Source organism: Streptomyces sp. NPDC028289, assembly GCF_055565975.1.
In genome coordinates this window covers 600,562-621,555 of sequence record NZ_JBVHTI010000005.1, presented here as the reverse complement: position 1 = coordinate 621,555, position 20,994 = coordinate 600,562, and the positions used below count along the sequence as shown (strand labels likewise).

23 protein-coding genes and 2 pseudogenes are annotated in these 20,994 nt (G+C 70.4%); 11 read left to right on the top strand and 14 right to left on the bottom strand.

Annotation, left to right across the window (positions count from 1 at the left end):
- Positions 1–41: 41 nt before the first annotated feature.
- The 3 genes from ACZ4UV_RS27630 (at position 42) to ACZ4UV_RS27620 (ending at position 4,287) form a co-directional block, all read left to right on the top strand.
- A complete protein-coding gene (locus ACZ4UV_RS27630) occupies positions 42–878 on the top strand; it encodes an alpha/beta fold hydrolase (RefSeq protein ID WP_451017648.1) in 837 nt (278 codons plus the stop codon).
- Positions 871–1,434, top strand: coding sequence for a TetR/AcrR family transcriptional regulator (locus ACZ4UV_RS27625; protein ID WP_467841447.1), 564 nt, complete (start codon positions 871–873; stop codon positions 1,432–1,434). The genes ACZ4UV_RS27630 and ACZ4UV_RS27625 overlap by 8 nt, the downstream gene beginning before the upstream one ends.
- A gap of 207 nt (positions 1,435–1,641) precedes the next feature.
- Complete coding sequence (locus tag ACZ4UV_RS27620) at positions 1,642–4,287, top strand: beta propeller repeat protein (RefSeq protein WP_467841444.1); 2,646 nt, start codon at positions 1,642–1,644, stop codon at positions 4,285–4,287.
- A gap of 61 nt (positions 4,288–4,348) precedes the next feature.
- On the opposite strand, the gene ACZ4UV_RS27615 is transcribed toward ACZ4UV_RS27620, so the two are convergent.
- Complete coding sequence (locus tag ACZ4UV_RS27615) at positions 4,349–4,831, bottom strand: hypothetical protein (protein ID WP_467841441.1); 483 nt, start codon at positions 4,829–4,831, stop codon at positions 4,349–4,351.
- A 517-nt stretch (positions 4,832–5,348) separates the two neighbouring features.
- On the opposite strand from ACZ4UV_RS27615, the pseudogene snpA reads away from it, so the two are divergent.
- A pseudogene (snpA, locus tag ACZ4UV_RS27610) lies at positions 5,349–5,978 on the top strand (snapalysin); the annotation flags it as partial.
- 186 nt (positions 5,979–6,164) lie between these two features.
- On the opposite strand, the gene ACZ4UV_RS27605 reads toward snpA, so the two are convergent.
- Positions 6,165–6,764 carry a TetR/AcrR family transcriptional regulator gene (locus ACZ4UV_RS27605; RefSeq protein ID WP_451017641.1) on the bottom strand — a complete coding sequence of 200 codons (600 nt, stop codon included), beginning with the start codon at positions 6,762–6,764 and terminating at the stop codon, positions 6,165–6,167.
- Between the two features lie 184 nt (positions 6,765–6,948).
- Between ACZ4UV_RS27605 and ACZ4UV_RS27600 the strand changes: the two genes are divergently transcribed.
- Entirely contained in the window at positions 6,949–7,503 is a 555-nt protein-coding gene (locus ACZ4UV_RS27600; RefSeq protein ID WP_451017642.1) for an ATP-binding protein, read from the top strand.
- A 27-nt stretch (positions 7,504–7,530) separates the two neighbouring features.
- Here the strand turns inward: ACZ4UV_RS27600 and ACZ4UV_RS27595 are convergent, their stop codons facing one another.
- Positions 7,531–8,106: a TIGR03086 family metal-binding protein gene (locus tag ACZ4UV_RS27595; protein ID WP_451017643.1), complete on the bottom strand. Its 576-nt coding sequence runs from the start codon at positions 8,104–8,106 to the stop codon at positions 7,531–7,533.
- 163 nt (positions 8,107–8,269) lie between these two features.
- On the bottom strand, positions 8,270–8,410 hold the full coding sequence (locus ACZ4UV_RS27590; RefSeq protein WP_467841437.1) for a hypothetical protein: 141 nt from the start codon (positions 8,408–8,410) through the stop codon (positions 8,270–8,272).
- A gap of 111 nt (positions 8,411–8,521) precedes the next feature.
- Here ACZ4UV_RS27590 and ACZ4UV_RS27585 point away from each other — a divergent pair, with 111 nt between their 5' ends.
- Both ACZ4UV_RS27585 and ACZ4UV_RS27580 read left to right on the top strand, forming a co-directional pair.
- Positions 8,522–8,848 carry a hypothetical protein gene (locus ACZ4UV_RS27585; protein WP_467841434.1) on the top strand — a complete coding sequence of 109 codons (327 nt, stop codon included), beginning with the start codon at positions 8,522–8,524 and terminating at the stop codon, positions 8,846–8,848.
- Between the two features lie 103 nt (positions 8,849–8,951).
- The gene (locus ACZ4UV_RS27580) at positions 8,952–9,185 is read left to right on the top strand and encodes a hypothetical protein (RefSeq protein WP_451022874.1); all 234 of its coding nucleotides are present in this window, start codon (positions 8,952–8,954) and stop codon (positions 9,183–9,185) included.
- A 160-nt stretch (positions 9,186–9,345) separates the two neighbouring features.
- Here the strand turns inward: ACZ4UV_RS27580 and ACZ4UV_RS27575 are convergent, their stop codons facing one another.
- Positions 9,346–9,912 carry an EamA family transporter gene (locus ACZ4UV_RS27575; protein WP_451022873.1) on the bottom strand — a complete coding sequence of 189 codons (567 nt, stop codon included), beginning with the start codon at positions 9,910–9,912 and terminating at the stop codon, positions 9,346–9,348.
- A gap of 381 nt (positions 9,913–10,293) precedes the next feature.
- Here ACZ4UV_RS27575 and ACZ4UV_RS27570 point away from each other — a divergent pair, with 381 nt between their 5' ends.
- On the top strand, positions 10,294–10,479 hold the full coding sequence (locus tag ACZ4UV_RS27570) for a hypothetical protein (RefSeq protein ID WP_451022872.1): 186 nt from the start codon (positions 10,294–10,296) through the stop codon (positions 10,477–10,479).
- A 188-nt stretch (positions 10,480–10,667) separates the two neighbouring features.
- Here the strand turns inward: ACZ4UV_RS27570 and ACZ4UV_RS27565 are convergent, their stop codons facing one another.
- The 6 genes and pseudogenes from ACZ4UV_RS27565 to ACZ4UV_RS27540 all read right to left on the bottom strand — a co-directional run bounded on the left by ACZ4UV_RS27565 (position 10,668) and on the right by ACZ4UV_RS27540 (position 16,393).
- Complete coding sequence (locus tag ACZ4UV_RS27565) at positions 10,668–11,432, bottom strand: calcium-binding protein (RefSeq protein ID WP_451022871.1); 765 nt, start codon at positions 11,430–11,432, stop codon at positions 10,668–10,670.
- Positions 11,433–12,000: 568 nt separating this feature from the next.
- Entirely contained in the window at positions 12,001–12,783 is a 783-nt protein-coding gene (locus ACZ4UV_RS27560; RefSeq protein ID WP_467841428.1) for a thiamine pyrophosphate-dependent enzyme, read from the bottom strand.
- Positions 12,784–12,941: 158 nt separating this feature from the next.
- Positions 12,942–13,463, bottom strand: coding sequence for a hypothetical protein (locus tag ACZ4UV_RS27555; RefSeq protein ID WP_467841426.1), 522 nt, complete (start codon positions 13,461–13,463; stop codon positions 12,942–12,944).
- Positions 13,451–14,038 (bottom strand): annotated as a pseudogene (locus tag ACZ4UV_RS27550) (RHS repeat-associated core domain-containing protein); the annotation flags it as partial. The gene ACZ4UV_RS27555 and the pseudogene ACZ4UV_RS27550, both read right to left, overlap by 13 nt.
- A gap of 244 nt (positions 14,039–14,282) precedes the next feature.
- Positions 14,283–14,579 (bottom strand): hypothetical protein, encoded by a 297-nt coding sequence (locus ACZ4UV_RS27545; RefSeq protein ID WP_467841423.1) that lies wholly within the window; start codon positions 14,577–14,579, stop codon positions 14,283–14,285.
- A 239-nt stretch (positions 14,580–14,818) separates the two neighbouring features.
- Complete coding sequence (locus tag ACZ4UV_RS27540; protein ID WP_467841420.1) at positions 14,819–16,393, bottom strand: hypothetical protein; 1,575 nt, start codon at positions 16,391–16,393, stop codon at positions 14,819–14,821.
- 109 nt (positions 16,394–16,502) lie between these two features.
- On the opposite strand from ACZ4UV_RS27540, the gene ACZ4UV_RS27535 reads away from it, so the two are divergent.
- Together ACZ4UV_RS27535 and ACZ4UV_RS27530 are read left to right on the top strand one after the other, a co-directional pair.
- Complete coding sequence (locus ACZ4UV_RS27535) at positions 16,503–16,691, top strand: hypothetical protein (protein ID WP_451023413.1); 189 nt, start codon at positions 16,503–16,505, stop codon at positions 16,689–16,691.
- Positions 16,688–16,963: a hypothetical protein gene (locus ACZ4UV_RS27530; protein WP_451023414.1), complete on the top strand. Its 276-nt coding sequence runs from the start codon at positions 16,688–16,690 to the stop codon at positions 16,961–16,963. Before ACZ4UV_RS27535 ends, ACZ4UV_RS27530 begins: the two co-directional genes overlap by 4 nt.
- Before the next feature lie 268 nt (positions 16,964–17,231).
- Here ACZ4UV_RS27530 and ACZ4UV_RS27525 read toward each other — a convergent pair whose 3' ends face one another.
- On the bottom strand, positions 17,232–18,254 hold the full coding sequence (locus ACZ4UV_RS27525; protein WP_467841416.1) for a DNA-directed RNA polymerase subunit alpha: 1,023 nt from the start codon (positions 18,252–18,254) through the stop codon (positions 17,232–17,234).
- 158 nt (positions 18,255–18,412) lie between these two features.
- On the opposite strand from ACZ4UV_RS27525, the gene ACZ4UV_RS27520 reads away from it, so the two are divergent.
- Positions 18,413–18,634 carry a hypothetical protein gene (locus ACZ4UV_RS27520; RefSeq protein ID WP_351496697.1) on the top strand — a complete coding sequence of 74 codons (222 nt, stop codon included), beginning with the start codon at positions 18,413–18,415 and terminating at the stop codon, positions 18,632–18,634.
- Between the two features lie 1,510 nt (positions 18,635–20,144).
- Here the strand turns inward: ACZ4UV_RS27520 and ACZ4UV_RS27515 are convergent.
- Positions 20,145–20,432 (bottom strand): SCO5918 family protein, encoded by a 288-nt coding sequence (locus tag ACZ4UV_RS27515; RefSeq protein ID WP_451022416.1) that lies wholly within the window; start codon positions 20,430–20,432, stop codon positions 20,145–20,147.
- A gap of 65 nt (positions 20,433–20,497) precedes the next feature.
- Positions 20,498–20,926, bottom strand: coding sequence for a CBS domain-containing protein (locus ACZ4UV_RS27510; protein WP_390045924.1), 429 nt, complete (start codon positions 20,924–20,926; stop codon positions 20,498–20,500).
- Positions 20,927–20,994 lie beyond the last annotated feature (68 nt).

The following is a 20,994-nucleotide window of genomic DNA, read 5'->3' as shown; positions in this document are numbered from 1 at the left end:
ATTAGCTTATGGCTAACACCGTTAGCCCCCTGGAGGACGCGATGACCGAGCACCTTGCCGTCGACGGCGGCACGATCGCCTACGAGGTGACGGGGTCCGGCCCGCTGGTCGTCCTCGCGCACGGCATGGGCGACAGCCGGGCCGCCTACCGTGCCGTGGTCCCTCACCTGGTGGCGGCCGGCTACCGGGTCGCCTCGGTCGATCTGCGCGGCTGCGGCGAGTCCAGCGCCGACTGGCCGGCCTGGAGCCGCACCGCCATCGCCGGTGACCTGCTCGCCGTCATCCGCCACCTGGGCGGTCCTGCCGTGCTCGTGGGCCACTCGATCTCGGGCGGCGCCGCCACCGTCGCCGCGGCGCAGGAACCCTCGCTGATCACCGCCGTCGTCGAGCTGGCGCCGTTCACCCGCAAGCAGTCGATCCGCCTCGGCGACCTGCGGGTCGGGCGTTTCCGGCGGGGCATGCTGCGGCTGCTCGGCGCGGGCGTGTTGGGCAGCATGCCGCTCTGGCGTTCGTACCTCGACGTCGCCTACCCCGGTGTGAAGCCGGCCGACTGGGCCGGCCGCCTCGGCCGCATCGACGCCCTGCTGCGCGAGCCCGGCCGGATGAAGGCCCTGCAGGGCATGGGCCGCACGGCCCCCACCGACGCCGGCGCGCAGCTCGGCAACGTCCGCTGCCCGGTGCTGGTCGTGATGGGCACGCTCGACCCCGACTGGGCCGACCCGCACGCCGAAGGGACGGCGATCGTCGACGCCCTGCCCTCCGGTCTCGGCAGCCTTGAGATGGTCGACGGCGCCGGGCACTACCCGCACGACCAGTTCCCCGACCAGGTGGTTTCGCTCATGCTCCCGTTCCTCCGCTCGGCCGCCGCCCGTGCCTAGGGCCGGCCTGGACCCGGCGGCCGTCGTCGCGGCCGGTGCCGCCCTCGCCGACGAAGTGGGCTTCACCAACCTGACGATGGGCCTGCTGGCCGAACGGGTGGGCGTCCGCACCCCGTCCCTGTACAAGCACGTCGGCGGCCAGGACGACCTCAACCGGCGTATCGCGGCCCAGGCGTTGGGCGAGGCCGCCGACGCCGTCGGCGGAGCGGTCCGGGGGCACGCGGGCCGCGACGCCCTGGCGGCCGCGGCCCGCGCCTTCCGCGCCTTCGTCCTGGCGCACCCCGGCCGGTACGCGGCGACGATCGGCATGGAACCGTCCGGCCCCGACGATCCCCTCGCCGTCGCGGGACAGCGGCTGCTCGACGCCTTCATGGCCGTCCTGCGCGACTACCGGATCCGGGAGTCCGACGCGGACCACGCCCTGCGCACGCTCCGCAGCCTCTGCCACGGCTTCGCGACGCTGCAGGCGGACAACGGCTTCCAGTGGAGCTCCGACATCGACGAGAGCTTCGAGTGGCTGATCACCTTCACCGACCGGGGCCTGCGCGCCATGTGAGGATCGCGCCGCGTGCCGGTCGGGAACGGCACCGCGGTGGGCGCCGGGCTCCCGGACCGTACGTACCGGAAAGGCCTGCGGGGTCCGGGCACAGGAGCCAAGAATGACAGGTTCTGGTCAATAGTTGTCCAAATACCGGATGCCCCCCGCCGCCGGTGGTCGGGTGCTGTGTGTCGGCTGTAACAACCGCCCGCTGGGGAGTATCTGGTGTCAGCATCAACCCGCAAGAGACGGTGGCTCACGATCTGGGCCATCACCGCATCCGCCGCACTCGTCGCGATACCCGCGGGCGCCACGCCCGGCGGGAACGGCAGCCCGTTCGGAGCCCGCGCGCTCGCCCAACTCGCCGCCGCCCGGCAGCAGTCGGTGGGCGCGATCAGCCCCAAGGCCACGGCCGCGGACGACGACGACGGCAACGAGGCCGACGAGATCGCCGAGGGCGCGGACCAGTACGCCGAGGCCCGCACCTCGCCCGGCATCGTCGCCCCCGGCGCGTACGGCGCCGCCTGGACCGGCCTCACGAACCTGTTGAGCACCAAGGGCCGTTGGCGCAACATCACCGACCTTCCGTACAACTCCGACGACTCCCGCTACCGCGACATCGACTCCAACTCCAGCGGCGGCTCCGGCGACGTCACCGGCCGCATGGCCGCGATCGCCGCGGACGACGACGGGTACGTGTACGCGGGCAGCGCGGGCGGCGGCGTGTGGCGCTCGCGCACCGGCGGCGGGCGCTGGCAGCCCATCAGCGACAAGCTGTCCTCCCAGTCCACCGGCGCGCTCACCGTCGACGGCTCCGGCCGGCTGTGGCTGGGCACCGGCGAGGCCACCACCAACGCGGACGCCTACCTGGGCAGCGGCGTCTACGTCCTCTCCGACCCGCACCACGGGACCTTCTCCGCCCGCAGCCGGGTCGGCGGCGACGAACTGGAGTCCACCACCATCCACGAACTGCGCTTCGGCGGCGGCAAGGTGTGGGCGGCCACCAGCGAGGGCGTGTGGAGCCACTCCGCCAAGAAGCTCACCGGCGCCTGGAAGCTCGAGTTCGCGCCCAACCCCGACTATCTGCCGGGCGGTTCACTGGCGAGCGACCCCTCGGCCGCGTACAAGAACATCGCCAACGACATCGCGATCGACCCCAAGGACCCCGGCAAGGTGGTCCTGGCCGTCGGCTGGCGCAGCGGTGACGACTACAACGGCTTCTACACCAGGGGCGCCGACGGCACCTGGACCCGGATCACCAGCGGACTGGGCGACCTGCCGGCCGACGCGGACGACGTCGGCAACGTCACCTTCGCCCGCTCCGCCGACGGCTCCCGCTACTACGCCATCGACCAGTCGCCGGAGCAGCTGAACACCAACCCGGACAGCGGCCTGGAGGGCATCTACGTCTCCAAGTCCGGTGCCCCGACCGGCCCCTGGACGAAGATCGCCGACTACCAGGGCCTGGCCGCCGACGGCTCGGCGCTGACGACCAGCGGCTACATGCCGGGCGTGCAGGCCTGGTACAACCAGTTCCTCACCGTCGACCCGGCGAACGCGGAGCACGTCTACGCCGGTCTGGAGGAGGTGTACGAGACCAAGGACGGCGGCTCCACCTGGTCCACCGTCGGCCCGTACTGGAACTTCTCCTTCCCCTGCTGGTCCATCGACCCGGCGAAGCAGACCGGCGACTGCAGCCAGACCACCCACTCCGACCAGCACGGCGTCGCGATCGGCCGCTACCACGGCAAGAGCTTCGTGTACGTCGGCAACGACGGCGGCGTCTACAAGCGCCCCGTCGACGGCTCCCAGGACGCCTCCGGCCACGCCACCGACTGGACCTCCCTCAACGACGGCACCATCGACACCCTGCAGTACTACTCGGTGGGCATCGGCAAGGACCGGGACCACGGCGGCGTCTCCGTCACCGGCGGCCTCCAGGACAACGGCCAGTCGATCCTCCGCAGCGACGACACGGTCATGGGCTCGAACTTCGGCGGCGACGGCGGCGACACCCTCACCGACCCCGCCGACGGCTGCGACATCGCGCAGGAGTACGTCTACCTCGCGATCCAGGTGACCCAGAACTGCGCGGTGAACGACGGCAGCTGGACCACCGACGCCACCAAGACCACGTCGTACAACGTGGCGCCGGCCGACAACGCCACCGGCGAGGCGCGCTTCATCGCCCCGCTCGCGGCCGACGGCAGCAACAGCTCGACGTGGATCGCAGGCGGCCGCCACGTGTGGGTGCAGACCCACGGCTACGCCATCCGCAGCGGTGCGGAGTGGACCAGCGTGTACGACCTCGGCGCCGGCCGCACCGCGACCGCCGTGGCCGCCTCGGGCGGCAAGGTCTACGCGGCCTGGTGCGGCCCCTGCAACAACCAGGGCTTCGCCCGCGGCATCTCCGTCGGCAATGAGGACGGCACCGGCTGGCACGACATCGCCCTGCCGGCGGACGGCACCGTGCCCAACCGCTACCTCAGCGGCTTCGCCATCGACCCGAAGAACGCCGACCACGTCTTCCTCGCCGTCAACGGCTTCTCCCGGCACTGGACCGAGGGCCCCGGCGCGGGCGTCGGCCATGTCTTCGAGTCCACCGACGGCGGCACCACCTGGAAGGACATTTCGAAGAACCTCCCCGACGTACCCACCGACTCGGCGGTCGTCACCCCGAACGGCGGCCTCGCCGTCGCCACCGACCTCGGCGTCGTCTACCGGGCGCCGGGCCGCACGCGGTGGCAGCGCGTCGGCTCGCTCCCGGCCGTCGCCGTGCTCCAGCTGAAGCTGAGCCCCGACGGCGGATCCCTGTACGCGGCCACCCACGGCCGCGGCATCTACACGATCAAGGTCCGCGATCTCCGCTGACGCCCACCGCGTGTGAACAGTGAGGGGTGGTCCCGTACACCGGTACGCCGGTGCACCGGGGTCACCCCTCCCGCGGATACGGCACCACGGTCACGTCCAGCGTGAACGCGCCACCGGCCGCGCCCGCCACGTCCGGCGCCTTCGCCAGGGCCGTGACCGTGGCGGTACCGCCCCGGGTGCCCGCGCACCGCAGCGAGGCGCGCGCCGTGCCGTCCCCGTCCACCCGCCATGCGGACACCAGGACCGAGGCCGGTGCGGAACTCCGCACCCCCGTCCACCTCCGGTCGTCCGTCCGGGGCTCCAGAACGAGCGACACCACCGTCCCGGGCCGTACGCACAGCCGCCCTCCGACCGCCTCACCGGGGGCGACGGTGACCTCCGCATGTCCGGCGGCACAGGTCCGCGCCGAGGCGGAAGGCCCGGCCGACGGCGCCGCCGGGTCACCGCCGGACGGCTCTCCCGCCGTTCCACCGCCCGCGGGCGCACCGCACGCCACCAGGGCAGCCGTTCCGACGACCACCCAGGTCCCGGCCCACCACCGCATCCCAGCACCTCCCGGTCGGCCCGTACTGAAGCCAGCATGCCCCGCCGGGGAGGCGAATCAGGCCCGGTAAAGCAGGAAATAAACGGAAGCCCGTGTTTTATGACCTCGGTCACAGCGTTCCATCAATTAACCGGCGCACTTAGTAGACGCACAATGGAAGACATTTAGCCATTTGTCCGTCTTGGCCTGGATGTGAACCCCGACGCACCTGCCGGAATCCCGCCCGGCCGACCGGCACGCCCACTGCCCTGTACAGCAAGGCTTCTGACGGCACGACAGCTTCGCCTCCCGTCGCGACAGGCGGACCCCGGACCCGCGCGCCGCCCTGACAAGGTCCCGGGACCTACGAGGCGACGTAGTTGCGAGGGCCCTTTGCGCTCCCTGTGGAGCCGTTCTAAGAATGTCGACCCACAGGACGTCGCCGCAGTTCGGAACCGGTGTTTTCACGCAGATTCGACCGCGCACCGCCCCCGGCGTCACCGAGTGAGTAGGAGCCCCCCACATGAACTCGTCCCGAATGTCCGCGAGACCCCTCTCTCTCGCACTCGCCGTCGGCCTGGGTCTGGCCTCCGGCGTGCTGGGCACGGCGCCGGCGAGCGCCCGGACCGCCGCCACCCCGTCCGCTTCCCCCGGTACCACCGTGGCGGGGTACGACGGGTCGGGCGAGGAGGCCGCGAACACCAAGGCGTTCTTCGAGGCCGTACTCAAGTCGGTCGCCCAGAAGCGCGCCGCCCAGCCCGCCGGGCAGGCGGTGACCATCACCTACGACGACTCCCGGGCACCGAGCTTCCGTTCGCAGATATCGAGCGCGGCCGCGATCTGGAACGGCTCCGAGACCAACGTCAAGCTCAAGGAGGCGACGAGCGGCGCCGACTTCTCCTACTACGAGGGCAACGACTCACGCGGGTCCTACGCCTCCACCAACGGCCACGGCGGCGGCTACATCTTCATCGACTACACGCAGAGCCGGCAGTACGACTCGGTCCGCGTCGTCACCCACGAGACCGGGCACGTCCTGGGTCTGGCCGACGACTACAGCGGGCCGTGCAGTGAGCTGATGTCGGGCGGCGGCCCCGGCCCGTCCTGCACCAACCGCTACCCGAACGCCGCCGAGCGCTCGCGTGTCGACCAGCTGTGGGCCACCGGAGCCGCACAGGCCCCGGGCAGCACGGCGAACCAGCCCTCCACCCAGCCGGGCACCAGCCGGCCGGGCATCACCCAGCCGGGCACCACCCAGCCCAGCACCACACCGCCGGTCCTGATCGTGGTGCCGGGCCAGGTTGCGGGGAGTCCGCTCCTCGGCACGCCCTGGCGTTGATCTCCTCCCCGAGCGTCACGCCGTGGCCTGCCATCCGGGTTCCAGACTGTCGAGCAGTGCGCGGAACGCTTCGTGCGCCCGGTCCCAGTGGCCGTCCGCCAGCGGGGCGACCAGCAGGCCGAGGGAGGCGTCGGCCAGGAGGGCGGCCTGGGTGCGCGCCCGGTCCTGGGACATGCCGAGGTCACGGAAGACCGAGGTGAACAGGAGGGTCCACTCGGTGACGATGTCGCGCATGACGGGCCCGTAGCGGTCGGGGTGCAGCACGCTGGCGCTCATGATCTCGAAGTAGAGAGGGAGCGCGGCACGTACGCCGGGGTCGCTGAACTGCCGCCACACCTCCTCCACGAAGCGGCGCAGTTCGGCGGGGCTCGCGGGCGGGCCGATGGCCTGCAGCACTTCGCGGGTGCGCAGGAGGGGCCGACGCTCGTAGATGTCGAGGGCCTCGGCGACCATCCGTTCCTTGGTGCCGAAGTAGTACAGGAGCATGCGGTCGCTGGTGCCCAGGGCCTTGGCGAGAGGCCGCAGGGACAGGTCCGCGAGGCCGTTGCGCATGACGTACTCGCGGACCCTCTCGAGAAGGTCGCGCCGCTTGGCCGGATCCGGCGGGCGAGGCATCGGGGCTCCTGGGTGCGCGGGCAAGACTGCCGACTGTCCGTTATTCACTCTTTGGGCATGTCTTTACTGTAGCGCGTATTACGTCTATATTTGAGACGTAGCGACTGCTACATGCAAGGGCCCGGCGCATGCCAGGCATGTTCACCGGCGGACCGTCCGGTCGCCAGCGAAGGGACTGATCCCCATGGCCACCTGGGCCATCGGCTTCCGCATCGCCTTTTACCGGGGAGGGCGGTCCTCCCGCGCCACCGCATCGACGCGGCTCGCCCGGCAGTGGGCTCTGTGGTCCCGCCTGCTCGCGCCGCTGCGGCCGTTCGACGCACCGCGTGGCTGCGCCACCGCCTGGGACGCCTCCTGGCCCCTGCCGCGGGAACTGACCTCCGTGCGCCGAGCCCGGCGTCTGGTGACCGCGCAGCTCAGCGACTGGGCGGTGGGTGACCTGGCCGACACCTCCGAGCTGCTGGTCAGCGAACTGGTCACCAACGCTCTGCGGCACACGCGCGGTCCGCTCAGGCTCAACCTGCAGCTGCGCCGCTCCCGCCTGCTGTGCGAGGTCGAGGACACCGAGTCCGCCGGCCCCGCACGCGGCGTCGCCGACCCGGACGCGGAGAGCGGCCGGGGCATCGAACTCCTCGACCTGCTCGCGGACGCCTGGGGCAGCCTCCGGACGGCCACCGGCAAGACCATGTGGTTCGAGCTGCGGACCGAGGGCCGTCCCCAGGAGACGCAGGCACCGTGACGGCCGCGCCCACACCCCCGCGAGCCGCTACGGCTCACGGTGCGGTGGGACCGGTCGGCCGAGAAACGCGGCGAGACGATCAAGGGCCGGAGCGGTGTCCTCGAGGGGTCGCGGCTCGGCGAATCGTCCCGCCCGGGGCTGGGTGGAGAGCTGGGCCCGCGCGAACGCCAGAGCCTGCTCGGCAAGGTCTTCGGGCAGCCGGGCGGGGATCTGGACGGCCTGGGCGAGGTCCCATCCATGAGCGAGCAGGTCGTACAGGCGGATCTGCAAGCGCTCGGCGCCCGTGGCGCTCCCCAAGGGTCCGCGATAACTCCGCCCGAGCACCCCAGGGGCGGAGAAGGCCGCCAGCAGCGCAGCACTGGAGGACCGGTAGGCGCCGACCGGGTCGTCACCGAGGCGGTCCACTCCGCGTTCGGGCATCGGGCCGCCCTCGATCATGGCTGCGAACACCAGGTCCATGTCGACCAGGTGGGCCACCACCTCACGCACGTTCCATTCCGTGCACGGCGTCGGCTCCTTCCACTGCTCGGGGCGGACCTCGGCGAGCAGGTCGCCGACAGAGGTGCAGGCGCGTGCGAGATCTTCGACGGAAACGGTAGTCATCCGGGGAGAGTACGGCGCCGACTTCGCTGCCGCCCAAGGGATTTGCCTCGGCGTAAAGCGGCTGCCGAATCGGCCGGCCACGCGAGCGCCGAGCGGCGGTGAGCGGCAGCTGTCGCAGGTGCCTGCCCCGCTCACCGGACTCAGCTTCGAAAGTGAGCCGTCCTCACGCGGTGGCGACGGCCGTTGCCGTGTGGACGACCGTCAGGAGCGAGGCGCCCGCGATCATCGTCCATTTCCGCGTGGCGACCCCGATGGCGGCGTCGCCCGCCTGGGCCGCGGCGGCCGCGGCGGCCGCGGACAGCACGAGCGAACCGGCCGGCCCCGGCCACGCAACCGGTGCGAGGAGGGCCGCCCCCCCAGCGGCCCTGCTTTGGCCGCCGACGGGGCGTTCACGAGGCGTAGCCAGGGCCGGGCGGTGCTGCGCAGGCAGGGCGCCGTCCGGGTGGTCGTCGCCTCGACGATCGCGAAACCCTCGACGGCCAGGGACCGCCCCGCCCACCGCTTCGGACTCATCGAGCACGCTCTCGCCCCGTGGATCGACAGGTGCGGCCCCACGGGACGCGCGGACGCGGAACAACTGGTACGAGGCCTCGCCCTCGTGATCAGCGCCGAGTCGCTGTTCGCTCTGATGGACCTCTGTGACCTGACTCCCGACGACGCGGTCGCCGGCCTGGTGACCACGGCACGGCAGATGACCGCAGCGGCAGTCGCGGCCGCCCCCACGGGTCCCGCCGCCGACTGAACCACATGGTGCGTCGTCTCCCTCCGGGGTACTCGAGCGGTCCGACGACAATGCCGGCGGGCCGAGCGCCCGCTTCGACACAACGGAACGGAGTGATGCGACGATGGCCAGCGCCACGGAGACCGGAGGCATCACCGGAACCCAGGACAAGGACTACAACCTGCTCTGGTACGTCGAGAGCTGCCTGGAGAACGCCCTCCGGCTGGACACCTACATCAAGGACGCCGAGCGGGCGAAGGACGAGCAACTGGTCGAGTTGTTCAGCAAGGCGAAGGCTGACAGCCGTAAGGGCGCAGACCTGGGCAAGGAACTGCTGCGCAGCCGCCTGACCGGCTGATCCCAGGCGGGCGGGACTCTCGCCGGGTGCACCCGGCTCAATCCCCGGCGCACCCCAGGGGTCCCGTTCGCGCTTCCTTCCCGTACCCCGGTGTCCCCCGCGGTCTCACCCTCCCCCACGGTCAGCAGAACGATCGTGGCGGCCGCACCCGCCAAGCCGGTCACCTGCGCCCGGGTGAGCTTCCCCCGCAGGACCGCGACGCCGAGAACGACGGGGACCGCCGGGTACAGGGACGCCAGCACCGACGGCCACGGCCAGTATCTGCAGCTGGGCGGCCCGCAGGTAGAGGATGAGCGCGAAGGCCGCGCCTGCTCCGATCGCCACCGCCTCGGCCAGGGGTCCCGGCGGCCACGGTGACACAGATGCCCAGCCAGGCCGCCAGGACTGGCCGGTCGCCCAGGAAGAACACCCCGCACAGTACGGACAGCGCGACTCCCGTGACGGCGCTGACCGGCACCACCACACTCATCGCCCCCCGGGCCAGGCCCCGGTTGAGGCAGAACATGGCGGTCCCGCTGCCCGCCCCCGACAACGCTCCCCACCAGGCGTCCGGCGAGCGGACCGCCGCTGCGGGCACCAGGACCGCGGCCGCCAGCGCCAGCAGCAGCCCGCCGATCTGCCCGAGGAAGGTGACCACCGCGAAGTGCGCCCGGCGGGACAGCAGCCCGCCGGCGGAGTCGACGACGCCGTGACAGACCGCCGAGGCCAGCGAGAGCAGAGCACCCATCGGGCCCCAGTGCCCGGCACGAGCACTTCGACGCCGGCCGGACCGGCTCGGGCTCAGGCGGGAACGGCGAGGATCGTGTCCGGGGGCAGGGTGCGCGACGGCACCCCGGCAGGGATGGGGCTGCTCCTAAGGGCTGGGGGGCTGCGTGCCCGGAAATCGCCGCCTGAAAGGGACGCCCGTCGTGGCGGGCGCTGCCGCGGACCATGTCGCGGACGTCGTCGGCGCCGGCCGGTCTCCGCGCCGTTCGGTGGCGGGTGCTGGGGCACCTCGCGTCCCGCCTGGCGGAACCGGACGATGCCGGAGGAACGGGCGCCATAGACTCGGCCCCCGCCTGCGGCCCGGAGGCCAAGCGGGTGTCGTCACCAGGAAGGGACCAGTACGGTGAGTGCAACGGCGCAGAGCGACGCCCCGATCTACGAACGGCTCATACGCGAACGTGGCGATGTGGCCGCCGATGCGCGCAGGACGGCAGAGGCGACCTGGCGAGAGGTCGGCCGGGCCATGGACTTCCGTCTCCCCCGCACGATCGGCGCGCGCGACGTCGGCCTCCCGTTGACCGCCCTGTGATCCCGGCCCGTCCCTCCTGACGGACGACGTCGACCGTAACGGCGCACCGGCACCCCCGGAGGCTGCCGCTGCCTGCTTCCAGCGGGAAGCCGAACCCGGCCGCCCTCGCCCCTGAGCGGCATCGACGGAGTGCGCAGCTGGTCCCTGGACGCAGCCTCACCAACGGGTCGGGGCCGCCGACACACCGACTACCCGAGGGCGACGCTGTCGCCGTATGCCGTGGCGCCGGTCGTGGTGCTCGCGCCCGCGAACTTCCACCGCCAGGTGCCGGAGGCGTTCGCGGTGACCGTGGTCCTCAGCTTGCCGCTGCTGTCGGTGGTCACGGTCTTGACGGTCGTGTACGACGAGGAGCCGGACTTCTTGAACTGCAGGGCGACGGACTTGCTGCCGTAGCCGGCGTAGACGTTGGTGTCCCAGTTGGCCCGGGTGAGCGCACCGGTCACGGTGAGCCTGCCGCCCTTGGCGACCGGCTCGGGCCCGGCCTGGGTGTTCGCGAGCCTGGCGACCCGCTTCACCTTGAAGGGCGCGCTCTTCTGGATCTCGTAGTAGTCGCCGTCCTTGGCCGCGGCTTCGGCCTGGAAGTACCAGGTACCGGCCGAGCTGTTCCTGAGGTCGTAGTAGCTGTCGACGAGGTCGGGGTCGAGGGTGTACGTGCCCGTGCACTTCATGGTGGTCGACGACGGACGGCTGCAGGACATGGAGTTCGCGTAGAGGTACCGGCCGTCGGAGCTGACCAGCTTGAAGCCGGCTATCACCTTGATCCCGGAGTCGTCCTTGGCGGTCGCCGTGACGCTCAGTGTCTGCGCCGCGCTGACGCCGACGTCGACGGTCGTCTTGCTGAAGGTCAGCGAGCTGAAGACGGTGTCGCCGGCGCTCGTGTCCGCATGGGCGGCGGGCGTGACGAACCCGATCAGCGCCAGGGTGCCGGCGGTGGCGGCAGCAGCGGTACGCATACGCATGTTTCTCCAGGGCGGTGAGCCGGATCTTGGTCCGGGCGTGCAGGAGACGACCGGAGGGGGCGGTTGGTTGTACGGCGCCCCACCCCGTGGTGCGGCGCCGCCACCGCTGCCCACCACGACGGCCGTCGTTCGGCACGCAACCGGCCTGACCGGGCACAACGTCCACGACACCGTCCGGGACGCCCTTCTCCACAGGTTGTGGACGGAAGGTCTCTCAGCCCGGCCCCCGGGATCCGGGGCATCACTTGACGCGTATGACACGTCTGCGGATGCGCCGGCCGTACCGGTCCGGACAGTGGGCCGGACCGGGTGGGTGAAGGCTTCGGCCGGCCTGGACGGTGTGGCCGGCGACGGCCCCGTGGCGGGTTCGCCGGTGTGGGGTCCTTCCCGACGCCGGCCGGGAGGCTCTGAGGCTGTCGGATCAGAACGGACCGTGGAGACTGCCCAGCCTGTCGGTCAGGCGCAGGTTCTCGGAGTAGTCGACGGGGCAGGCGATCACGGAGACCGAGTTGTCGTCGAGGGCGCGGCGCAGTGCGGGCAGCAGTGTGGTCGGCGGCCTCGATCACGTAGCCGCGTGCGCCGAAGCTTTCGGCGTAGGCGACCAGGTCCGGGGTGGCGAACCGGGTGTGGCTGTGCGGCCGAGTCCCAGTTCCATCTTCCAGGTGATCAGGCCGTTTCCCTCGTCCACCAGGACCAGGACGACCAGCGGGACGCGTTCACGGACGGCCGTCTCCAGCTCCTGGGAGTTCGTCAGGAACGAGCCGTCCCCCATCATCGCCAGGACGCGCCGGTCCGGCCGGGCCAGCTTGGCGGCGACGGCACCCGGCAGTGCGAACCCCATCGTGGACAGGCCGTTGGAGACCAGGCAGGTGTCCGGTGCGTAGGTGGGGTAGAGACGGGACATCCACATCTTTCCGGCGCCGGTGTCGGCGGGCACGATGTCGTGGCGGTCCAGCGCGGTGCGCACATCGGTCACGACGCGCTGAGGCACCAGGGGAAACGCGTCGTTGTCACGTCCGTACTGCAGCTCATCGTCGAGCAGGGTGCGGATCTTCTCGGTGCTTCCCGAATCGTAGGTGAGTCCCTCGGGCACTGCTGCCGCGAGCGCGTCCAGCGTCTGTGAGGGGTCACCTTCGACACCCACGGTGACCGGGTAGTGGGTGTCCACCTCGGCGGGGAAGCCGTGGACGTGAACGATTCGCTTGTCACCGGTCGGGTTGATCTTGACCGGGTCGAACTCCTGGATCAGGGACCGACCATGGCGGCCGGCGTGGCCACGGAGATGATCGCGGCCGGCACTCGCGGTCCCCTCACCACAGGCCTTCCAGCGCCATCTGTCCGACAAGCGCGGCAGTCACCGGTCCCGGACTGCCACAAGATCAGGCCATCTGAAATGGCGCCTTATTGTGAATCTTTTCATCGAACCTCGCCGTGGCCGGACAAAGTGACATCCCCCAATCAGAAGATCCGAATGGGGGATATCAACCACTGCCCTTCAGCGAACTAGGTTGCGAATACGGTCATCCATGCGCCCCACGTGCAGGCGGTCAGAGCCAGGACCACAGCATCACTCTGCCAGCGTACGAGCCAGCGGATGCTTGCGGGCCGCGCGGTCCCTGCCTGCAAGGCGCGACGAGCCACGAGATGACTCATCTGCCGTGAAACGAAGAGCGCACTTGGGACAGCGGGTACACATGCCTGGAGAATCCAGACGAAGCTGTGGTGCGTCAGACTTCGCGGGACCGCCAGCAGGCACGCGACCGCTACGACCGCTGCGACGACCAGCCACAACCACGAACACAGACCCAGGGCTTCCACTGCTGGAATCCATACGGTATTGCCGGTGTTCCGCTGGATCTTTCCCGGCTTTTCCCGGAGGATTTCGCCCACTGCTCGGTCGGCGTCAGAGGCCGCGCTTGCCGCTTCCTTCCGGTCCCCCTTGGACAGGATGAGAAAGGCAAGGTACGTCAGCCGGGTGTCGGCGGCGCGCGCGATGCCGTGGCGCCCGCTGTTCACCGCAGCCATCGACGCCATCCCTGCTGGCGGTACGAGCGGTACTCTCCATACCCTCCGTAGGCCAATGAAGCTCCTCCGTACCAGCGATCCACCGCTTCAGCGCGGCGAGTGTAGCGGTGGTGGTACCTACGGCTTGCCGCTGCCGCCCTGCTCCGGGCACGTCTTCCGGCTCTGCCGGCGCCGCGGATTCCCTTGGCGTACTTCGCCATCTTCCGGGATTTCCAGGCTCTGCCCGCCCATCCGAAGCCCTTTCCGGCACCGAAGGTCGCGCTGCCTGCGATGTCGAGCCATCCGCTCCTGTCACCGTGCCTGACCTTGTAGATACCCCGTCCGAGCGAGATACCGGCGGAGACGGCGCTGCATACGGCGCATCCGAACATCCCTGCCACGGCGAGGCCGGTACTCGCTCTGTCGAGCCACTTGCCCCAGCCGAAGCGACCGTCGAGGTCAAAGCCATTGACGGGGTCCGCGGAGCAGTAGTCGTAGGCGTTGGCGTTACCGCCCGGCACCGGGTCGACGGACAGGAAGCGTCCGGTCGTCGGGTCGTAGAGACGGATACCCATGAGGGTGGCGCCGGTGACCGTTTCGCTGGAGCGCTGCTTGCCGCCGAGCCAGCCTTAGCGGGCGGCTGCGGAGGTGTCTCCTTCCGGGTTGCCGTACTCCGAGGTGCGGACGGGAGCGGCACCACAGCGCGCGGAGAGTGAGAGCACCGGGGGCCGTGGCGGCGTCGGCGCCCGGCGCCGCGCGTTCCTGCGCGTACGCGGCGATGACGGCCTGGCTGGTGAGCAGCCAGGCGAACAGGACCACGGCGACGAGGAGCAGCAGCGGTTACACGCCGAACGCGACCTTGACGAGGCTGCTCCACTGGTCGGCGTAGGCGAGATAGGAGTCCTCGTTCTCGATGGAGAACTCGGCGTCTCTCCTGGCCGCCAGGAAGAGGCCCCACGACGCGGCGAACCCGGCTGCCACGATCCCCCCTCCGACAAGCAGCGCCGCCGCGCAGGCCATGACTGCGGAGCCGAACACGGGGCGCCGCTCACGGCCGGTGGTCCGCGGGGCCTCGGCCACAACGGGAGCGCCGGCCCGGCGCTCGTCCGAGCCGATCGCAGAACTGCTGCCCGCCATGTCCGCACCCTTTCTCTTCATGGGCCGGTGGACGGCGAGTCACCGCAATGCCACCACCGGGCCGCGAGGTCGACCACCCTGGTGCGATGGGCGCCACACCCATCGCCTTCCGGTGACGGCGGACCAGCCACCCGCGGCGAACAACCCTTCCGACGCGGCGACAAACAGCTCAAGAGGGCGTTCTTCCTCTGCGCGTTCGGGCCGTCGGACCGACCGTCAAATAAGCAGCGCCCTCAGCCTCAGCCTATGGCGTACGCCCGGTACACCGTCTCCACCGAGCTGTCTCCGGCGGAGTCCGTCACCTCGGAGCGCAGGGCGACGGCGCCGGACGCCGGGTTGTGGACGGACGCCTGCCAGGCCGATCCGGACCGCTTGACGGTCGCCGCCTTCCAGGTCTTGCCGCCGTCGGAGGACGACCAGACCCGGACGGACTTGGCGGTCACCTTGGTGAGCTTGATGTCGGGGCCCTGGGAGGCGCGCCCGGCGCTCACGTCGACCGTCGTGGTGCTGTTCGGCGCGGCCTGGTTGTGGCTGTTCAGCCCGGTAGGCAGAAAGCGGGTGAGGAAGACGGGCGCGACCATCGCCTTGGCCGGGTCGGACACCTTGAAGTGCCAGTCGAGGGTCGCCCGCGGCGACAGCATGCCGGCCGGGAAGGTGATGCCCGGGCGGTAACGGTGGGCGTCGACGGTCAGGCGATACCAGCCGGCCGAGCGGATGCCGGCGGAGAACTCCGCGTCCCCGGAGCCCCAGTTGGTCAGCGTCTTCTTCTTGACGGTGGTGCTTCCCTTGGTCAGGACCACCGTCTCCTTCGTCGGGTCGGCCCAGACGCCGCCTACGTCGGGGTCGCCGATCAGGGCGTCCGGAAGGAAGGTGACGGACTTCTGCCCGAGCAGCGGCAGGTAGTGCAGTGGACTCCACGCGGCCCGCCCGAAGGACTGGGTGAGGCTCTGCCCCGCCTTCAGAGTCCTCACCTTGGGGAAACCGCCGCCGACGTCGTCGCCGTTGCTCGCGATGACGTCGTCGCGCGGCTGCCAGGTCCCGGGAGTTACATGGACGGTGGCGCTGTACGGCGCGCTGTCGTCGCGTACCCCCGCCATCAGGTCGGTCGTGCAGTCGTCGACCTTCGGTACCGCCTGGAGCGCGGTGTCGTTCTGCTGGGCCATCTGCGTGCCGCTGCGTACCGAGAAGCGCATCGTCGCCAGCTTCGACCGCTTGAACGACCCGCCGGGCGCGGTGGGGATGCCCGTGGTGTTCTTCACGGCGACATAGCTGTCGTTGCCCGACCACTGCGCGAGGTACCCGAACTGCAGCAGCTTGGAGGAGTTCGGGATGGCGTAAAGGGCTCCCTCGTCGTTCCAGCCCCCCGCGCTGAAGGCGGAGGGCATGTCACCGACAGTGGCGGCGCACACCTGCGCGCTGATCCGCGGCGGGTCGGTCACGTCGGCGGGCGTGTCGAGCGCCACCTTGACGAGCTTGCCCTTACGCGCGTCGAGCGTCACCGACTTGCTGCCCGACACCTGTACGACCTGAGCGCCGATGGTGTCGGTGCCCAGACCCTCCGTGCCGTGCTCCCAGATGTCGGTCATCGCGAGGTAGCGCCCCGACGGCAGGCTGATCCGCTTGCCGGACTTGACGCTGTACGTCTGCCCGGACGGCACGGCGACGACGGTGACCGTCGTCGAGACCTTGCCGCCGTGCCGCCCCAGCGTGGTGACCGTCAGCGAGCCCGACGCCGCCTGCGCGGCGGCGGCCGAAGCGAGCAGCGGTACCAGCGCGGCCACCCCGACGAAAGCAAGCGATCTTCGCAGCGCCATCGACAACTCCCCCTCGAACTCCCCAAGTTCGTCAATCATAGGTACGCCCCGCACATGGCGGTTCAAGCCTGGAGGCACACCTGATCAAGGTGTGACAAAGAATGATCACGTGGCCGGGAACGGTGACGGTCAGTGCTGGGTGCCCGCCGACCAGAGGGTGGTGCCCACGGAGGACGCCGCCCGGGCGACGTTCACCGGAGAGACGGCCGCGAAGTACGGTTTCACCAAGGTGACCTTCGAGGAGACCGTCGGCTCGCCGGGCGAGTACACAGCGGCGAAGGTGGTGTTCAGGAAGTGACCGACCCAACGGCGATCGTGGCCCGCCTGCGCCGGCTCGGCGAGGAGGGCCGCCCGGCCTCCGAGGCCGCGCGCTGGGTGACGCGGGAGATGGGGGACGACTTCAAGGTCTTCCAGCTCATGGTTCATTTCTTCAGCGCCTACCACGTCCCGGTGGAACGCCTCCGAGAAATGGAACGCTGGGAGGGCCTGGGCACCGGCGGCCCTCTCACGGACGCGGACCTGGACGCGATCATCGGCCCGCTCACGGTCCGGGAGGCACCGCCGTCCTGACGGGGCGGCGGTACGGGGTCTCAGTACGGGGTCTCAGTGCGGGGCGGTCACCGGATGTGGCCGCCCCTTCCGTTTCCGGTCCGGCCCGGTGCCATGCGGGTCCGGGGCCGGCGGGTTCAAGGGACTTCGACGCCGAGGAGTTCAAGGAGGTGGAACCAGACGCCCCCGGTGATCTGCACAAGCGGTGGGCCGTCGGGGAGCCGAGCGCAGTCGGCCGGTCTCATCGCCGGGTCCTGCTTTCCCGGCTCCACAGGACCCGGCGCTGCGTTCAGTACTGCTCGGTCTCCAGGAAACCCGCGCTCCCGTTGTCGTCCGCGCCGAACGCGTCCGCCGCGGCGGTGGGGTCGAATCCGGGCGGGCTGTCCTTGAGGGCCAGGCCCATGCCGGCCAGCTTCGCCTTGACCTCGTCGATGGACTTCGCACCGAAGTTGCGGATGTCCAGCAGGTCGGCCTCGGAGCGCGCCAGGAGTTCGCCCACCGAGTGGACGCCCTCACGCTTGAGGCAGTTGTAGGAACGGACCGTGAGCTCCAGCTCCTCGATCGGCAGCGCCAGATCGGCGGCCAGGGCGGCGTCCGTCGGGGACGGGCCCATGTCGATGCCCTCGGCGTCGATGTTCAGCTCACGCGCCAGACCGAACAGCTCGACCAGGGTCTTGCCGGCCGACGCCATGGCGTCACGGGGACGCATGGCCTGCTTGGTCTCGACGTCGACGATCAGCTTGTCGAAGTCGGTGCGCTGCTCGACACGGGTCGCCTCGACCTTGTACGTGACCTTGAGCACCGGCGAGTAGATGGAGTCGACCGGGATACGGCCGATCTCCTGACCCACCTGCTTGTTCTGCACGGCGGAGACGTAACCGCGGCCACGCTCGACCGTCAGCTCCATCTCCAGCTTGCCCTTGCCGTTCAGCGTGGCCAGGACCAGATCGGGGTTGTGCACCTCGACACCGGCCGGAGGCGCGATGTCGGCGGCGGTGACCAGACCCGGACCCTGCTTGCGCAGGTACATCACGACCGGCTCGTCGTGCTCCGAGGAGACGACCAGCTGCTTGATGTTGAGGATCAGGTCGGTGACGTCCTCCTTGACGCCCGGCACGGTGGTGAACTCGTGCAGCACGCCGTCGATCCGGACCGACGTGACAGCCGCGCCGGGGATCGAGGACAGGAGGGTACGGCGCAGGGAGTTGCCGAGGGTGTAGCCGAAGCCCGGCTCCAGCGGCTCGATCACGAACCGGGAACGGAACTCGTCGACGACCTCTTCGGTCAACGAGGGACGCTGAGCGATCAGCACGAGGTATTGCCTCCAAGGATTTGCATCCGCTGTCTGGCGCCGCGGGCATGACGGTACGGGCGCCTGCGGACGGTCGGCAGGCCCGGCTCTTACCGGGGAAACTCAAAGATCAGCGAGTCAGCCACCACCGCGGTTCCTAGGCGCATACTAGGGGCAACATGACAAAGCCTGTGGCACCGAAGCGTCATTTGCCCACCAGCCCCTTCAAAGCCCCGACCACGCCGGTCCCCAAACAGTTCGTCGTGGGTGACCGGGTCACCCACGACCTGCACGGTCTCGGCCTGGTGATCGGCATCGAGAACGATGTCGCGGTACTCGTGGATTTCGGCTCGGAGCAAGTACGGATCTTGAGCCCGTACGCCAAGATGACCAAGCTGTAGACCACGGTGTCCGGTCCGGGCACACCAGGCCCCTTCACGGAGCCTCGACGAAAGCGAGACCTCATCATCGATCCGACATCGCTGTTCTCCGCCCTGGAAGGGCAGAACCGCTGGGCTGTGCCGGCATCATCGGCTCCGACGACGAACCCCTTCCGAGCCCCGGACTTCGGGGAGGACGAAACCTTCTTCGAGGAGGAGCAGCCGGCCGCCGCGGGCATGCGTGCGGCGTAGCCCAGGGCGGCAACGCCCCTGAAGTGAGGGTCGGGGCCGTTACGGATACCCGCACCCACGGGTCAGCAGCAAGGGCCGGAACTCCCACTTGACTCGCCGACGTGCAGCTCCTCGGCGGTGTCCCGATCGCGCCGTCTGCGGGCCGGATCACTTGCCGGCCCTGTCGACGACCACGGGGGGGGGTCCGCGCTTTCCTCCGCGCCTGGTCTGCCGAGGCCCGGCTGTTCACCGCGGGCACGCAGGCTCCGGCGCAACGAGCGGCTGGCCGGAGCCGCTCGAACCTGTCGCTCACCAGGGCCTGGCCGAGCCGCGCCCGGCGGGCGGTGCGGTCAGCGTGGTGCAGGGTCTGGCCTGCGGAGATGCACTTCTCCCTGAGGGGCGAAGCGGGCGGGGTGCGGTCTGCTCAGTTCGCACCGGCCGTCGCGGTCCGCGCTGCGCGCCGGACGTGTCAGCCACGGCTTTCCCATGGCGGACGGCCAGATGGCCTTCGGCGGCCGACCACCGGACCCCGCACCAAGGCCCATGTCTCCGGCCTTGGCCCACACGCGCTGCCGTAGGTGTACGAGGTGGTGGTCGCGCCGGTGGCGGTGCATGCCGCGCCTGCGTCGGCAGTCTCCGTGGCGAGGGCGGTGCGAGTGACGAGGGTCGGACAGGAGCGTCTCGGTCATGGCCGGCAGCTGGTCGGCGCACTCGGTCACGGTGCCAGGCCACCGCCGGGTGTCCCGCATCCAGTCAGCGGCGCCTTCGGGCACGCGAAGGGCACGCAGCCCCCAAATTGGTCTAGACAGCAAACAACCCCCACGTCTATGACCTGGGGTTTTGCATTGGATCGGGTGACGAGAATCGAACTCGCGCTCTCAGCTTGGGAGCGACGGCGCCTGACCGGCCGTATGGCCTCCGACTTGCTGTCGACCGTAGGCGTCCGCCCTTAAGGGCACGCCGTGGGCACGGAGTCGTCGGCGGGAGTGGTGCGAGGCGTGCGCGGACCCGGCCGGGGTGCGGCCGGCGGTTCGGCGATGCCCGCCCCACGAACCGGTTGCGTTCGCGAACGCAGAGTGTCCGGGAGTACGGACGGACCGCACCGGTCGCCGCCGGGCATCCTCACGGCGGCAACCGGGCGGAGCGGACCATGCCGTTCTCGTGCGGCTCGCGGCTTCTTGCCGAACCGTCGGACCTCACGGGAGCGGGTTCACTGTCCGGCCCGCTCACAGACCGAGTGCCAGGTCCTCGGCTTTTCAACCGGCAAACAGCACATGAATTGCCGTGGCTCCGGAAATCGTCACCAGCCGAGCGCGTTCTCGTCGGCCCGCGCGTCCCGGGGCGGCTCGACCTGGGGCGCGTCGTGGCAGGTGAAGCCGAGCCGGGTCAGGGCGCGGCGCATCTCGAACGACGTGAAGTCCCGGCGGTTCTGCCTGGTGATCACTTCCCCGACCTGCATCACGGGGTAGATCCGGCCCTCGATGGTCACGGACACGCCGGTGACGGGCTCGGGCGTGATGCCGTCCATCGACTGCTCGACCTCGCTCTTGGCCAGGTCGAAGGGGAAACGGGCGATGACACAGCGCATGAATTTCCTCCGCGGAGATGGGTGAGAACGCCGGGGAACGACTCGGGGGCGGCCGGACGAGGCGGTCAGGGGGTGAGCGCGAGGACGCCCAGGGCGTAGCCGTGGTCATCGACCACGGGGGAAACGTTCAGTATCCGTATCCGCATGGCGGCTTCCGCGTCGCCGAGTGCGGCCGTCGACGCGGTGAACGGTCCGCGGTCGAGCTGGATGTCCCGCAGCCGGGTCCGGTCGCTGAACCAGGAGCCGCCGCGGTGCGCGGCGAGCTGGGCCCGGGTGACCAGTCCCGCGCACCGCCCGTCCTCGTCCTGGAGGAGCAGGTGCGGAACGCGAGCCCCGATGAGCACGGACAGGGCCACATCGACCGCCATGTGGTCGTCGACCTGCGGTCCGGGGGCGTACAGCATGGCGTCGCGGGCGGTCAGTCCGGTGCCGTCGGTCCTGCCGTGCCGGTGTGTTCGGGGCGAAGCCGGCGTCATCGGCTGAATCGGCGTCATCGGTTTACTCGACGTACTCGGCGTACTCGGCGTACTCGGCGTCAAGGACTTCTCCTCTTCGTCGGGGC